This window comes from Rhodophyticola sp. SM2404 (assembly GCF_053570515.1).
Genome location: NZ_JBSEDL010000008.1, coordinates 37,554 through 50,422, shown reverse-complemented (window position 1 = coordinate 50,422; position 12,869 = coordinate 37,554). Strand labels below are relative to the sequence as shown.

Annotated in this window: 18 protein-coding genes; 7 read left to right on the top strand and 11 right to left on the bottom strand. The window is 57.1% G+C overall.

The window, feature by feature from the left end; genetic code table 11:
- Nucleotides 1-8: 8 nt before the first annotated feature.
- Nucleotides 9-608, bottom strand: a complete 600-nt coding sequence (locus ACTYEO_RS12580; protein WP_449324096.1) for a sulfite oxidase heme-binding subunit YedZ — start codon at nucleotides 606-608, stop codon at nucleotides 9-11.
- 136 nt (nucleotides 609-744) lie between these two features.
- Here ACTYEO_RS12580 and ACTYEO_RS12575 point away from each other — a divergent pair, with 136 nt between their 5' ends.
- Nucleotides 745-1,227, top strand: coding sequence for an Lrp/AsnC family transcriptional regulator (locus tag ACTYEO_RS12575; protein ID WP_449324095.1), 483 nt, complete (start codon nucleotides 745-747; stop codon nucleotides 1,225-1,227).
- Here the strand turns inward: ACTYEO_RS12575 and ACTYEO_RS12570 are convergent.
- Nucleotides 1,224-1,553 (bottom strand): AzlD domain-containing protein, encoded by a 330-nt coding sequence (locus ACTYEO_RS12570; RefSeq protein WP_449324094.1) that lies wholly within the window; start codon nucleotides 1,551-1,553, stop codon nucleotides 1,224-1,226. The two genes, ACTYEO_RS12575 and ACTYEO_RS12570, sit on opposite strands and share 4 nt — an antisense overlap.
- Entirely contained in the window at nucleotides 1,550-2,269 is a 720-nt protein-coding gene (locus ACTYEO_RS12565) for an AzlC family ABC transporter permease (protein ID WP_449324093.1), read from the bottom strand. Before ACTYEO_RS12565 ends, ACTYEO_RS12570 begins: the two co-directional genes overlap by 4 nt.
- A 108-nt stretch (nucleotides 2,270-2,377) precedes the next feature.
- Between ACTYEO_RS12565 and mobA the strand changes: the two genes are divergently transcribed.
- Nucleotides 2,378-2,992 (top strand): molybdenum cofactor guanylyltransferase MobA, encoded by a 615-nt coding sequence (mobA, locus tag ACTYEO_RS12560; RefSeq protein WP_449324092.1) that lies wholly within the window; start codon nucleotides 2,378-2,380, stop codon nucleotides 2,990-2,992.
- A 21-nt stretch (nucleotides 2,993-3,013) separates the two neighbouring features.
- Here mobA and ACTYEO_RS12555 read toward each other — a convergent pair whose 3' ends face one another.
- From ACTYEO_RS12555 to argH, 4 genes are all read right to left on the bottom strand, one after another.
- Nucleotides 3,014-4,009 carry a hypothetical protein gene (locus ACTYEO_RS12555; protein WP_449324091.1) on the bottom strand — a complete coding sequence of 332 codons (996 nt, stop codon included), beginning with the start codon at nucleotides 4,007-4,009 and terminating at the stop codon, nucleotides 3,014-3,016.
- Nucleotides 4,010-4,068: 59 nt separating this feature from the next.
- Nucleotides 4,069-4,539, bottom strand: coding sequence for a transcription elongation factor GreA (gene greA / locus ACTYEO_RS12550; RefSeq protein ID WP_449324090.1), 471 nt, complete (start codon nucleotides 4,537-4,539; stop codon nucleotides 4,069-4,071).
- A 105-nt stretch (nucleotides 4,540-4,644) separates the two neighbouring features.
- Nucleotides 4,645-4,791 carry a hypothetical protein gene (locus ACTYEO_RS12545; protein WP_449324089.1) on the bottom strand — a complete coding sequence of 49 codons (147 nt, stop codon included), beginning with the start codon at nucleotides 4,789-4,791 and terminating at the stop codon, nucleotides 4,645-4,647.
- Complete coding sequence (gene argH / locus ACTYEO_RS12540) at nucleotides 4,788-6,179, bottom strand: argininosuccinate lyase (RefSeq protein ID WP_449324088.1); 1,392 nt, start codon at nucleotides 6,177-6,179, stop codon at nucleotides 4,788-4,790. Before argH ends, ACTYEO_RS12545 begins: the two co-directional genes overlap by 4 nt.
- A 28-nt stretch (nucleotides 6,180-6,207) precedes the next feature.
- Between argH and ACTYEO_RS12535 the strand changes: the two genes are divergently transcribed.
- A complete protein-coding gene (locus tag ACTYEO_RS12535) occupies nucleotides 6,208-6,765 on the top strand; it encodes a TlpA family protein disulfide reductase (protein ID WP_449324087.1) in 558 nt (185 codons plus the stop codon).
- Here the strand turns inward: ACTYEO_RS12535 and ACTYEO_RS12530 are convergent.
- The gene (locus ACTYEO_RS12530) at nucleotides 6,762-7,352 is read right to left on the bottom strand and encodes a DNA-3-methyladenine glycosylase I (protein ID WP_449324086.1); all 591 of its coding nucleotides are present in this window, start codon (nucleotides 7,350-7,352) and stop codon (nucleotides 6,762-6,764) included. The two genes, ACTYEO_RS12535 and ACTYEO_RS12530, sit on opposite strands and share 4 nt — an antisense overlap.
- A 91-nt stretch (nucleotides 7,353-7,443) precedes the next feature.
- Between ACTYEO_RS12530 and ACTYEO_RS12525 the strand changes: the two genes are divergently transcribed.
- From ACTYEO_RS12525 to phbB, 3 genes are all read left to right on the top strand, one after another.
- On the top strand, nucleotides 7,444-8,283 hold the full coding sequence (locus tag ACTYEO_RS12525; protein ID WP_449324085.1) for an EAL domain-containing protein: 840 nt from the start codon (nucleotides 7,444-7,446) through the stop codon (nucleotides 8,281-8,283).
- Between the two features lie 148 nt (nucleotides 8,284-8,431).
- Nucleotides 8,432-9,607 carry an acetyl-CoA C-acetyltransferase gene (locus ACTYEO_RS12520; protein ID WP_449324084.1) on the top strand — a complete coding sequence of 392 codons (1,176 nt, stop codon included), beginning with the start codon at nucleotides 8,432-8,434 and terminating at the stop codon, nucleotides 9,605-9,607.
- A gap of 141 nt (nucleotides 9,608-9,748) precedes the next feature.
- Nucleotides 9,749-10,471: an acetoacetyl-CoA reductase gene (gene phbB / locus ACTYEO_RS12515; RefSeq protein ID WP_449324083.1), complete on the top strand. Its 723-nt coding sequence runs from the start codon at nucleotides 9,749-9,751 to the stop codon at nucleotides 10,469-10,471.
- A 70-nt stretch (nucleotides 10,472-10,541) separates the two neighbouring features.
- Here phbB and ACTYEO_RS12510 read toward each other — a convergent pair whose 3' ends face one another.
- The 3 genes from ACTYEO_RS12510 to ACTYEO_RS12500 all read right to left on the bottom strand — a co-directional run bounded on the left by ACTYEO_RS12510 (nucleotide 10,542) and on the right by ACTYEO_RS12500 (nucleotide 11,807).
- Nucleotides 10,542-10,706 (bottom strand): YdcH family protein, encoded by a 165-nt coding sequence (locus ACTYEO_RS12510; protein ID WP_449324082.1) that lies wholly within the window; start codon nucleotides 10,704-10,706, stop codon nucleotides 10,542-10,544.
- Nucleotides 10,707-10,836: 130 nt separating this feature from the next.
- Nucleotides 10,837-11,595 (bottom strand): tRNA1(Val) (adenine(37)-N6)-methyltransferase, encoded by a 759-nt coding sequence (locus tag ACTYEO_RS12505; protein WP_449324081.1) that lies wholly within the window; start codon nucleotides 11,593-11,595, stop codon nucleotides 10,837-10,839.
- A complete protein-coding gene (locus ACTYEO_RS12500) occupies nucleotides 11,592-11,807 on the bottom strand; it encodes a putative signal transducing protein (protein ID WP_449324080.1) in 216 nt (71 codons plus the stop codon). The genes ACTYEO_RS12505 and ACTYEO_RS12500 overlap by 4 nt, the downstream gene beginning before the upstream one ends.
- 57 nt (nucleotides 11,808-11,864) lie before the next feature.
- On the opposite strand from ACTYEO_RS12500, the gene ACTYEO_RS12495 reads away from it, so the two are divergent.
- Complete coding sequence (locus tag ACTYEO_RS12495) at nucleotides 11,865-12,866, top strand: polyprenyl synthetase family protein (RefSeq protein WP_449324079.1); 1,002 nt, start codon at nucleotides 11,865-11,867, stop codon at nucleotides 12,864-12,866.
- Nucleotides 12,867-12,869 lie beyond the last annotated feature (3 nt).

The window sequence follows — 12,869 nt, the reverse complement described above, 5'->3', positions numbered from 1 at the left end:
GTTTTCGTTCATGCCGCCTGCATCTTTCGGGGGCGGATATACCAATACCAGATCCTGTACATCTCTAGAGCGATCAACGGGCCAAAATGCACGATGGCAGGCATTGGGCCGCCCCAGTCATGCAGGCTCGCCCAATGCGCCAGGGTCAACACCGCCGCCACATAGGTGAAACGCTGAAGCTGCTTCCATGATGTGCCCATGCGGCGAACAAAGTAGTCCATTGATGTCAGCGCAAGCGGCACGAAAATCACAAAGGCAATCCAGCCCGTCCAGATGTAGAAACGCGGGATCTCGGAAATCACACGGGCCGCACTGCCTTTGTCGATCAGGTAAAAGACCGTGTGCAGCGCGGCATACCCAAAAGCAGCCACACCAAGGTAGCGGCGGTTTTTCTTAAGCCAGAGCGGTCCACGCCAGCCTTTCAACAGCAAGACCAACGGGGTCGCCATCATGGTTACAATCAAAAGGCGGGCAGACAGCTCGCCCGTAGGATGCACCAGAATATGCATAATACGCGGATTTGTTGAGGTAAGCGCCTGAAATATCCAAAGCACCGCAGGAACCGACAAGAGGACCCATAGCCAATAGGGAGAGAAACGGGAGAACATGGATGAACCTTTGATTAGAATGCGTGAAGGTTGCACGCAGGCCCAAGGCATTTCCGTCGTTTTTTATTGGCCTTTAAAACTAAGGCGTGCCGTCTCCCCTTGCCAATGATGCAAAAATCTTCGCAATATTTGGCAAATGGCGGGAGAAGCTTTCAATATGAATGATCTGGACGATATTGACCTGCGCATCCTCAGGGTTTTGCAAAAGAATGGTCGCATCACCCATTCCGAGCTGTCCGAGCAAGTGAACCTGTCACCGTCAGCCTGCCACAGGCGGGTGCAGCGGCTTGAGCAGACAGGGATCATCGGGGATTACGTGGCCCTTCTGGATGCGCGAGCGGTTGCGCGGGCCACCACCGTTTTCGTCGAGATCAGCCTCAGCGGGCAAGCCGATGAATTGCTTGATGCCTTCGAGAAAGCCGTTGCCAAGGTTCCAGATGTGCTTGAATGCCATCTGATGGCGGGGTCGGCGGATTACCTTCTGAAGGTCGTGGCCCGTGACGCAGAGGAATTCGCGCGTATCCACCGCCAATCCCTCGCGCGGCTTCCGGGCGTGTTGAAGATGCAATCAAGCTTTGCGCTCAAGACCGTATCCAAGACCACGGCCTTACCGATCTAGCCGAGCAAGAAGGCAAGCCCATAAAGAGTTGCCATGCCTGTCCCAATCGCGGCCAAAGCGTTTTTGGTCAGGTAGCCCACGGCCAAGGCAACCGCTGCCGCGCTCAGGCGTGCGGGGTCCAGTTCGCCCCCTGTCGCCTCTGGCCAAAGAACCAAGGGCGTGATGATCGCGGGCAGAACGGCAACGGGCGTATAGCGCAAATGCCGTAAGGCCCATTCAGGCAACTCACGATCGCCCAACAGGCCAAGAAAGGAAAAACGGATAAGGAAGGTTCCCAGCCCCAAGATCGCGATGATCAGCCAGATTTGCGCGTCGGAATAGGTCATACCCGCTCTCCTTTTGAGAGGGTTATCCGCCGCTCGATCTCGGCCCCGACCATCATCGCGGCCCCTGCGGCAATCAGCAGCCACAGGTTATAGGGCATCCATGCCAGCAGGATCGACAAAACAACTGCCGTCAGCGCGGCGGCCAAATGCGCAACCGTGCGCAAGGCAGGGGCCACAAGAGCAAGAAAGGTAATTGGCACCGCGAAATCCAGTGCAAATTCAGGGGGAATAGTGCTTCCCAAGACAGCGCCTGCCCATGTCGCCAGATACCAAAACGGGCAAATCGGCGTCGCGGCGCCGAAGAAATACAGCACCTTCCAGCGCACAGGCGCTTTGGGTTGGTCTTCGAATTTCTGGATCGAAAGGGCATAGGTCTGATCAACATTGAAATAGGCAATCAGGGCGCGCTGCCACACAGGGGCGGGGCCAAGATGCGGCGCAAAAGATGCCGAATACATCGCCATGCGCAAATTCACTGCCAAGGCCGAGACAAGGATGACCACAATCGGCGCATTCTCGGTCATCAATTGCAGCGCCGTGAATTGGGAGGCCCCCGCAATCACCAAGACCGTAAAGCCCATGACCTGCGACAAGGGAAGGCCCGCCTCGGTCGCAACGACCCCGAAAAGCATGCCAAACGGCCCCACAACCAACAGGAAGGGCAGGCCCGCAATAACACCCTGAAAATAGGGATTTTTGGAATTAATGGATTGCATCACAAGCCTCAAAGCTTTTGTGGACAAGGATCAGTTATCTGTCCGAGACTGGGGATGCAATCGGAGCCTGACATATCCCATGATCAACACTGGAAATGACCAAGCGAAATGACGGGTCTTGCCTGCATGATACTGGCTGGAGGGGCCGCGCGTCGAATGGGGGGAACCCCCAAAGGTCTTGAGCTTTTGGGCGATAAACCCGTGCTGGCTCATGTGGTTGAAAGGGTCGCGCCGCAAGCGGGGGTTTTGGCTTTGAACTCCAATGCCGACCCTGCGCTGTTTGACGCTTTTGACCTTCCGATCATCCCTGATGCACCCCCCCTTGGGCGCGGGCCTTTGGCGGGTGTCTTGGCCGCCATGAAATGGGCCCATGCGCTTGGGTATAAACAGGTTGCAACCGTCGCATGGGATACACCCTTTTTACCCACCGACCTCATGGCGCGTCTAACACAGGCGCAGCAGGGCCAAGGCATGAAGAGCGTCATGGCCGCGACCTGTGATGCCGAAGGGCGGCTCTGGCGGCATCCAACGGCCAGTCTTTGGCCCACGCATCTGCATGATGATCTTGAGACGGCCCTAGCGGAGGGCACGCGGAAGGTCTCGGCTTGGGCCGAACTGCATGGCGTAAATCTGGTTGAATTTCCGACAGGCAGGCCTGACCCGTTTTTCAACATCAACACGCCCGAGGACCTCGCCCAAGCGCAAACCTATCTTGAAAGGTGAAACTGGCCCAAACGCGTGGCGTTAATCGAATGCGCCTGTCACACGACCAAGCAACATGAAGGCGCGGGCCGTGCGCGTATCGGTCAGCCGCACGATTTCTTCATCCGAAGCGTTTTTTTCGAACTCCACGAAGGTCTTGTCGAATTGGCGCAAGAAGTGATGCACCGCATCCTTGAACACCAGGTCCTGCTTCATGCGCCCTGCTGAAAGCGCAAGCGATGAACGGTCTCGCACACCGCCAAGGGCTGCCACACTGCGCCCGCGTTCACCCGCGGCGAACTGGCGCCAAATCTCGGGGCGGGCACGATCAGGATTGAGGTCATCAACATAGATGCCATCTTGGCTAAGCAGGGTGAGCACATCTTGGCTTGCGCGCACAAGGAGCCGTGTCGCGGGGTCTTCCAACGCACGGCGGAGGGTGCGGAAGCCTTCCTTGTCATGTTCGTTTTCAGGGAAATCCAGCGCCTTGATGAAATCAGCAACCGAGATCGGTTCCTTCAAGTCCTCGGCCCGCGTTCCCAAGCCCAAGCTGGTTTGCGGATTGTCGCTGTCCGGCTCGGGAACAACGACGGCGGCGCGCTCTTCGGGGGATTTGACGTTTCGCAGCGAGGTGAAGACCGCAAGCTGTGATTGCGTCCTTCGTTGCGCCTCGGCAATCTCTTCGAGCTTTTTTACCACGGCAGGGCGGAGGTCTGCCTCGTCATGCTGATGCCTCTCGAAATGGCTGGCCCGCAAGCCATCAATCGAGCTTTGGATATGCATCACCTCTTCGCGCATGACCCGAGCCGAACGCGCGGCAGAGGCCACAACCCAGATCAAAGCAATGGGCATGATGACGGCGACCAAAGTGATCACCGCGTTCAAGGTGTTTTGATCACCACCTGCCATTTCCGAGGGGCCAAAGAACAAAAACCCGATCGCAACCAACCACGCGAGCGTCAAAACAAGCGCGATAATCTCGCCGCTTGAAATGCCACTGCGGCTCTTTGGGGTGGGGTGGATGCCAAGCTCTGCCACGCCCGGCGTTTTGGGCTCACTCGCGGATATGAATCGCGGGGGCAGGCTTGGATCAGGCATTAGATATACGACACTTTAACGACTTCGTAGTCGCGGCTTCCACCGGGTGTTTTTACCTCGATACTGTCGCCTTCTTCCTTGCCGATCAAAGCGCGGGCAAGGGGCGATTTCATATTCAACAGGCCGTTCTCTAGATCAGCTTCGGGCTCGCCTACGATCTGATAGGTTTTTTCCTCATCGGTGTCCTCATCGACAAGCACAACCGTTGCCCCGAACTTGATCGCACCCGAGAGCGTTTTCGGGTCGATGACCTGCGCAAGGCTCAGCGTCCCCTCAAGCTCTTTGACGCGGCCCTCAATGAAAGACTGCTTTTCACGGGCCGAGTGGTATTCCGCGTTTTCCGACAAATCGCCATGCTCGCGCGCTTCGGCAATCGCTCTGATGATCGCGGGCCGTTCGACCGATTTCAGATTTTTCAGCTCCGCATCAAGGATTTGGTAGCCCTTGGGCGTCATCGGTATTTTTTCCATGGAGAACTCGGCTAAATGGGCAATTGTGGTTCTATGTGTAGCCCATGACGTTAGGGCCATCATCACGTAGATTCAACGGGGGTTATCGGCCTAAGCGAAGGTAAATCAGCCTAGGCGGATAAGGCCCGTTTCCACCATCATTGGGGTGGATGGGCTATGATCCGCGCTAGAGACTGGCGTGATCGGGTCGCCATCGGCCCCGCAAGCGGCCAGCAACAGGCCAAAGGAAAGCGCCACGATAACTCGGATCATTTCAATTCTTCCTTCCAACGGGCGATTTGAACATGCACTTGGGCGGGCGCGGTGCCGCCATATGACATCCGCGAGGCGACCGAATTATGGACCCCCAAAACATCATACACAGCCTTGGTGATCCCGTCATGAACCGATGTCATCTGCTCCAGCGTTAGGTCAGGCAGGTCACAGCCCTGATCCTCGGCCAGTTTGACCAAGGCCCCTGTCACGTGATGTGCATCACGGAAGGGCAGGCCAAGTTCGCGCACCAGCCAATCGGCCAGATCGGTGGCGGTTGAAAAGCCCGACGCGGCGGCGGCTTCAAGCGCGGGGCCATTGGCCGTCATATCGCGCACCATGCCTTCCATCGCGGCCAAGGCCAGCATCAGGTTATCAGCGGCATCAAAGACCTGTTCCTTGTCTTCCTGCATATCCTTGGAATAGGCCAAGGGCAGGCCCTTCATCACGGTCAAAAGACCCACATTTGCACCCATGATCCGCCCGATCTTGGCGCGGATCAATTCCGCCGCATCGGGGTTTTTCTTTTGCGGCATGATCGAGGAGCCCGTCGAGAAACGGTCAGACAGGTTCACAAAGCGGAATTGCGCGGAAGACCAGATCACCAATTCCTCGGCAAAGCGCGACAGATGCATCGCGCAGATGGTGGCGGCTGCAAGGTATTCCAAGGCGAAATCACGGTCCGATACGGCATCAAGGGAATTGGCGCAGGGGCGGTCAAACCCCAAAGCGGCCGCTGTCATATGCCGATCAATCGGGAAAGATGTGCCAGCCAAGGCCGCCGCACCAAGGGGAGATTCGTTCATGCGTTTGCGCGCATCTGCAAAGCGGGAGCGATCGCGCGCGAACATCTCGACATAGGCCATCATATGATGGCCCCATGTCACGGGCTGCGCTGTCTGCAAATGCGTGAACCCCGGCATGACCCAACCAGCACCAGCCTCGGCCTGACCAAGCAGGGCCTTCATCAAAGCCTCAAGCGCTGAGATCGCGGCATCGGTCTGGTCCCTGACCCAAAGGCGGAAATCGGTCGCGACCTGATCATTGCGGCTGCGTGCAGTGTGCAAGCGCCCCGCAGGCTCGCCCACGATTTCTTTCAACCGCGCCTCTACATTCATGTGAATGTCTTCCAGAGCGGTAGAGAATTCGAAATTTCCCGCCTCGATCTCTGACAAGACCGTGAGAAGGCCTTCCCTAATCGCCTCGGCATCCTTATCGGTAATGATGCCTTGGGCAGCTAACATCGCCGCATGGGCACGGGAGCCTTCGATATCCTGGCCAGCCAGCCGCTTGTCGAAACCGATGGACGCATTAATTGCCTCCATGATTGCATCCGGCCCGTCAGCGAAGCGTCCGCCCCACATTGCGTTCGAAGTTTTGTCCGTCATGTCCTGCACCTGTTGGAGGAAATACCAAATGAGCCATAGCCTGCGTGTTGCGATGCTCTACATTGCCCTGACCTTGGGTGCAAATACTGCGCTGGCCCAAGAACTGGGAAATATTCCCCTTGAGGGCGATATGCGCGGGCTTGTGGTCCATCCTGAACCTGTAGCGGCCTCTGCGACGCCGTTCGTTGACATGGATGATGTCGAGCACAGCCTTGCCGATTACGCGGGCCAATATGTGGTGCTGAATTTCTGGGCCACTTGGTGCGCGCCCTGCCGCGAGGAAATGCCCTCGCTCAATGAATTGCAACAGGCTTTGGGCAGCGAGACATTCTCGGTCGTGACCTTAGCCACGGGGCGCAACCCGCCACAGGCCATCCGCCGCTTCTTTGAGGAAGAGGATATCACCGAATTGCCGATGTATCGTGACCTCAACCAACAGATCGCGCGCGAAATGGGTGTGTTCGGCCTGCCCATCACCGTGATCCTGAACCCCGAGGGCCAAGAGATCGCGCGGCTGCGCGGCGATGCGCATTGGTCAGGCCCAGAAGCGATCGCCTTGTTCAACGCGCTGCTGGCGGAGGGTTAACGCCGTGCCATTGCCGCGACCCGTGCATGCGCGGGGCATGTGGTCAGGTGGTCATTGACCAGCCCTGTCGCCTCCATGAAAGCATAGACAATCGTCGGCCCGCAAAACCCAAACCCGGCCTTTTTAAGGTCCTTCGACACCCGCTCAGAAAGCGGGGTTGAAGGCGGCACTTCGGCTGTGGTTTTGAATTTATTCTGAAGCGGCACGCCATCCACATGGCGCCATAGGAACTGGTCAAAGCCTTCCTTCGCCTCGATCTCGCACCATGCCTGCGCATTCTTGATCGTGGCTTCGATCTTGCCACGATGACGGATGATCCCCTCATCCTGCACAAGGCGGGCAACCTCGGCCTCGCCCCAATTGGCAATCACCTCAGGGTTGAACCCTTCGAAAGCCGCGCGGAAATTATCGCGCTTTTTGAGGATGGTGATCCAGCTTAGCCCTGCCTGAAACCCATCAAGGATCAGCTTCTCCCAAAGGGCGCGGCTGTCATATTCGGGAACGCCCCATTCCGTGTCGTGATAGGCGACATAAATCGGATCAGTTCCAGGCCAGGTGCAGCGACCGTCATATTCCAGCATCGTCATGGCCTTCCTAAAATTAGAACAAAATGTGAATCTTCATTCAGTCTTAACTCCGCTGCGGACAAATGGACAAGTTCATTTTCTGGGGTGACCTATGCAGACCATCAAGAATGCCGCCGCCGATCCTGATCTTGCTAGGCCGTTTGAAGCTGCCATGGAAACACAGCGGCAAACTGCGCCTGACATGGTCCGCATGGCATTGGCGCGGAAGGATGTGGGCCTTGCTTTTCAGCCGATTGTGCAATCTGCCACGGGCGGGCAGACAACCGCCTATTATGAGGGGTTGATCCGCGTCTTTGATGAAAGCGGGCGTGTTATTCCTGCGCGGGATTTCATGGGCGCTGTTGAGGAAAGTGATCTCGGGCGGCAGCTTGATTGCGCGGCCCTGACGCTTGGGCTTCGCACGCTTAGGGCCAACCCCGATCTACGCTTGGCGATCAATATGTCGGCCCGTTCCATCGGTTATCCGAAATGGAAGAACATCCTCGGGAAGTTCCTGCGCGCCCATCCCGATGTGGTCGAACGCCTGATCCTTGAGATCACCGAGTCGAGCGCGATGTTGATGCCCGAGATCGTCGTGGCCTTCATGGCCGATCTCCAAAGCAAGGGCATCACCTTCGCTTTGGATGATTTCGGCGCAGGCTATACCGCGTTTCGCTATCTCAAGGATTTCAGCTTCGATATTCTGAAAATCGACGGGCAGTTCACCCGCAATGTTCATGTTGATGCGGATAATCAGGTTCTGACCGAAGCCTTGCTTTCGATCGCGCGGCATTTTGACATGCTCGCCGTGTCCGAAGCCGTTGAAACACAGGCCGAAGCGCAATGGCTGGTCAATGCAGGTGTCGATTGCCTGCAAGGCTATTTCTTTGGGGTGCCATCGCTTGCGCCCCCTTGGAAAGCGACGCAGCAAAAACAGAAAAGATCGGCTTAGATGCCTGCCTGACTATAACGATAGAAGGGGCTTTTCCTCCAGATACGCTGTTGTTTTGATTCAGAGTCGTCTCTATCAATTATCAACAAAGGCGATGCCGTCAGCTCGCCGACCATAGGCAATGCCTTTTCTGGAAAGGACCTTCACAATGACCAATATTGTTATCGTTTCAGCCGCAAGAACCGCCGTTGGCAGTTTTCTGGGCTCCTACGCCAATACACCCGCCCATGAATTGGGCCGCGTCGTGCTCGAGGCGATTGTCGAGCGCGCAGGCATCGACAAGGCGGATGTATCAGAGACGATCTTGGGGCAGGTTCTTACCGCAGCTCAAGGCCAGAACCCCGCACGCCAAGCCCATATCAATGCAGGCCTTCCGCAAGAAGCCGCCGCTTGGAGCATCAATCAGGTCTGCGGCTCAGGCCTGCGCGCAGTCGCACTTGGTGCGCAGCATATCATGCTGGGGGATGCATCTATCGTGGCCGCAGGCGGTCAGGAAAACATGTCGATGAGCCCCCATGCCGCCCCGCTTCGTCAGGGCCAGAAAATGGGTGATATGAAATATATCGACACCATGATCCGCGATGGCCTTTGGGATGCCTTCAATGGCTACCATATGGGCCAGACCGCCGAGAATGTTGCCGAGCAATGGCAGATCAGCCGCGATATGCAGGATGAATTCGCCGTCGCCTCGCAGAACAAGGCCGAGGCCGCGCAAAAGGCTGGCAAATTCGCGGATGAGATCACACCCGTCACCATCGCCAACCGCAAGGGCGATATCACCGTCGATGCGGATGAATATATCCGCCATGGCGCGACCATGGATGCCATGGCCAAACTGCGCCCTGCCTTCACCAAGGACGGCACCGTGACAGCCGCCAATGCCTCGGGCCTCAATGACGGTGCCGCCGCTGTCCTGTTGATGAGCGCGGATGAGGCCGAAAAGCGCGGGCTTGAGCCACTTGCGCGGATCGCGTCCTACGCCACGGCAGGTCTCGACCCGTCGATCATGGGCGTCGGTCCGATCTATGCATCGCGCAAGGCGCTGGATAAGGCGGGTTGGGCCGCGGGTGATCTTGACCTCGTGGAAGCCAATGAAGCCTTCGCCGCGCAGGCCTGTGCGGTCAATAAGGACATGGGCTGGGATCCTTCGATCGTGAATGTAAATGGCGGCGCAATCGCCATTGGCCACCCGATTGGCGCCTCTGGCTGCCGCGTCTTGAACACCTTGTTGTTCGAGATGAAACGACGCGACGCCAAGAAAGGCCTCGCGACCCTTTGCATCGGGGGCGGCATGGGTGTTGCCATGTGTCTGGAACGGCCCTGACATGTACGCTTTAGGTCAATCAAGGGCGCTTTTAAGCGCCCTTTTTTATTCAAAATCGTCAAAAACTTAGTCGAAACAATATTGCTCAATAACCGCCACAACGGTAATAAGATTATAGATAAAGCCAGTTAGGAGGAGAAAATGGCAAAAGTTGCACTGGTCACGGGAGGAAGCCGTGGCATTGGGGAGGCCATTTCCAAAGCCCTGAAGGCAGAAGGCTATGACGTTGCCGCCACTTATGCGGGAAATGACGAAAAAGCCGCCGAGTTCACCAAGAACACCGGCATTAAAACCTATAAATGGAATGTCGCCGATTATGAGGCGAGTGCCGCTGGCATCGCGCAAGTCGAGGCTGATCTGGGCCCGATTGACGTGGTCGTTGCCAATGCAGGCATCACGCGCGATGCGCCTTTCCACAAGATGACGCCTGATCAATGGAACGAGGTCGTGGATACCAACCTCACAGGCGTGTTCAACACGGTCCATCCGATCTGGCCCGGCATGCGGGAACGGAAATTCGGGCGCGTCATCGTGATTTCGTCAATCAATGGACAAAAGGGCCAGTTTGCGCAGGTAAACTACGCGGCAACCAAGGCTGGCGATTTGGGCATTGTGAAATCGCTGGCCCAAGAAGGCGCACGGTTCAACATCACGGCCAATGCGATCTGCCCAGGCTATATCGCGACCGAGATGGTGATGGCCGTGCCCGAAAAAGTACGCGACTCCATTATCGGCATGATCCCTGCCGGTCGTCTCGGGGAACCAGAAGAAATCGCGCGCTGCGTGGCGTTTCTGGCCTCCGAGGATTCGGGCTTTATCAACGGCTCCACGATCTCGGCCAATGGCGGTCAATTCTTCGTCTGAGCGGCTGAGCGACCCGTATGAAACTAAAAAACCCCCGGTCTTGGGCCGGGGGTTTCGTCTTTAAGGTGGATCAATTCGCGAAGCGGCTGATCTCTTCCTTTAGGCGAAGCTTTTGTTTTTTAAGCTCTCTGATTTTCAAATCATCAATGCCGGGACTTCGTTGCGCGTCTTCAACTCGTTTGGAAAGGGTATCATGCTTCTTCTTGAGTTCCTGAAGATGGGCACCAATAGACATGTAAATCCTCCTCTCAAATATGACGGTCGTGTAACAAGGGGACCACAGCTTTCCTTTTTTGTCATCTGTTCATTCGATAAATTCGTCACTTTCTTCTTAAGAAAGGTAAATGGACGTCCCCATTTGCGAATTAATTGAGCGCTGCCCCATCCCGAAGGATGCCTTTGGCAGCATCGGAATAATCATCACCATCCGCGATATGCTGAGCGCCTTTATGGACAACCAAAGGGGCCAGAAGCGCAAAAGGGGCCTTGGCTGATTTGCGCGCACGAAGAATAATCCGTGTCGCCTCCCGCCCGTCACGCGGCGTCAGTGGCAAGGCGCTTATCGCACCAAAACCATCCTGTAGCAGCGTCAAAAGTTCGGGCAAACGGTCGGCTTGATGGATCAGCGTGAGCCATCCGCCCGATTTGAGCCGTGCCTTTCCCGTCGCAATCCAATCGGCCAGCGGTGTGTCCTCGCGAAGCGCTTGCTCACGCCCCACATCCCCCGCTTTCGTGCCGCCACCCGCGCGGTAATAGGGCGGGTTAGCGATGACGTGATCAAAGCTTTGCTGGCGCAGGTCAGAAGGCAGGGCGGTCAAATCCGCCTCAACCACCTTAAAACCGGCATTGGCCGCTTGGGCGTTGCGCCGTGCAAGATCGGCATAGGCGGCTTGCCGTTCGACCCCGACAAAATCCAGACCCGCAACACGTGAATGCAGGCACAGACTTGCGACACCCGCACCGCAGCCCAATTCAAGAACCCGCTCGCCCTGTTTTGCGGGGCAGGCGGCCGCCAGAAAGACGGGGTCAGTTGCCGCGCGGTAGCCGCGCTTGGGTTGCCAGATTTGCAGCCGTCCCCCAAGGAACTCATCCCGCGTCAGCGCATCTTCGTCAAAACCGCTCACTCCGAAACCGGAAGCTCGTTATCGCGCAACACGGCGCGGGCCTGAAACGCATCCTCACGGCGCACCATGATCCGGCGCGGCAATATGCCAACCGAACCTTCCAGCGCGCTCATATGGACGTCCAATTCGAAAATCTCTATACCCTCACCCGTTAGGAGCGCCGAAGCGAAGGCGATGATCGTCGGGTCATTGCTGCGTAGGATTTCTTGCATAATACAGGATGTAGGTGCAGTGCTCGCGCTTGTCGAGATAGCCAAGAAGGAATGGGCATGAGCCTGGATCACATTGTTGCCAAGCCGCATGAACGCCTCCGCGATTATCTGGCCGAAGATCTCGATGCCGTGAACCGCCTGATCCGCGAGCGGATGGCCTCGAAACATGCCCCCCGTATCCCCGAGGTGACCGCGCATCTGGTCGAGGCGGGTGGCAAGCGCATCCGCCCGATGATGACCTTGGCCGCCGCGCGGCTCTGTGGCTATGAGGGGGACGCGCATCTCAAGCTTGCCGCAACAGTCGAGTTCATTCACACCGCCACGCTTCTCCATGATGATGTGGTCGATGAAAGCGCGCAGCGCCGTGGGCGGCCCACGGCCAATCTGCTTTGGGATAATAAATCCAGCGTTCTGGTCGGGGATTATCTGTTCGCGCGGTCCTTCCAGTTGATGGTCGAGACGGGCTCGCTCACCGTTTTGGATATTCTGTCAAATGCATCTGCGGTGATCGCCGAGGGCGAGGTGCTGCAAATGAGCGCCGCGATGGATATCGAGACCACCGAAGACACATATCTTCAGGTCGTGCGCGGCAAGACAGCGGCGCTGTTTGAAGCCGCCACCGAAGTGGGCGGTGTGATCGCAGGTCGCCCCGAGGGCGAGGTAAGAGCGCTTGCCCGTTATGGCGATGCGCTTGGCGTGTCCTTCCAGATGGTGGATGACCTGCTGGATTGGGGCGGCACTGGCGATGATATCGGCAAGAATACCGGCGATGATTTCCGTGAACGGAAGCTGACCCTCCCCGTGATCCGCGCCATTGCCAAAGCCGATGCGCAGGAGCGTGATTTCTGGGCGCGCACCATCGGCAAAGGCGATCAGCGCGATGGCGATCTGGAGCATGCCCGCACCCTTTTGCAGCGCCATGGCACGCTTGAGGAAACACGGGCCGAGGCCTTGCGCTATGCTGATATCGCCAAATCCGCGATGGCGGAAATGCCCGATCATCCTTTGCGCGACATGCTCAGTGATCTGGCTGATTACGTGGTCGAGCGGATCAATTAATCC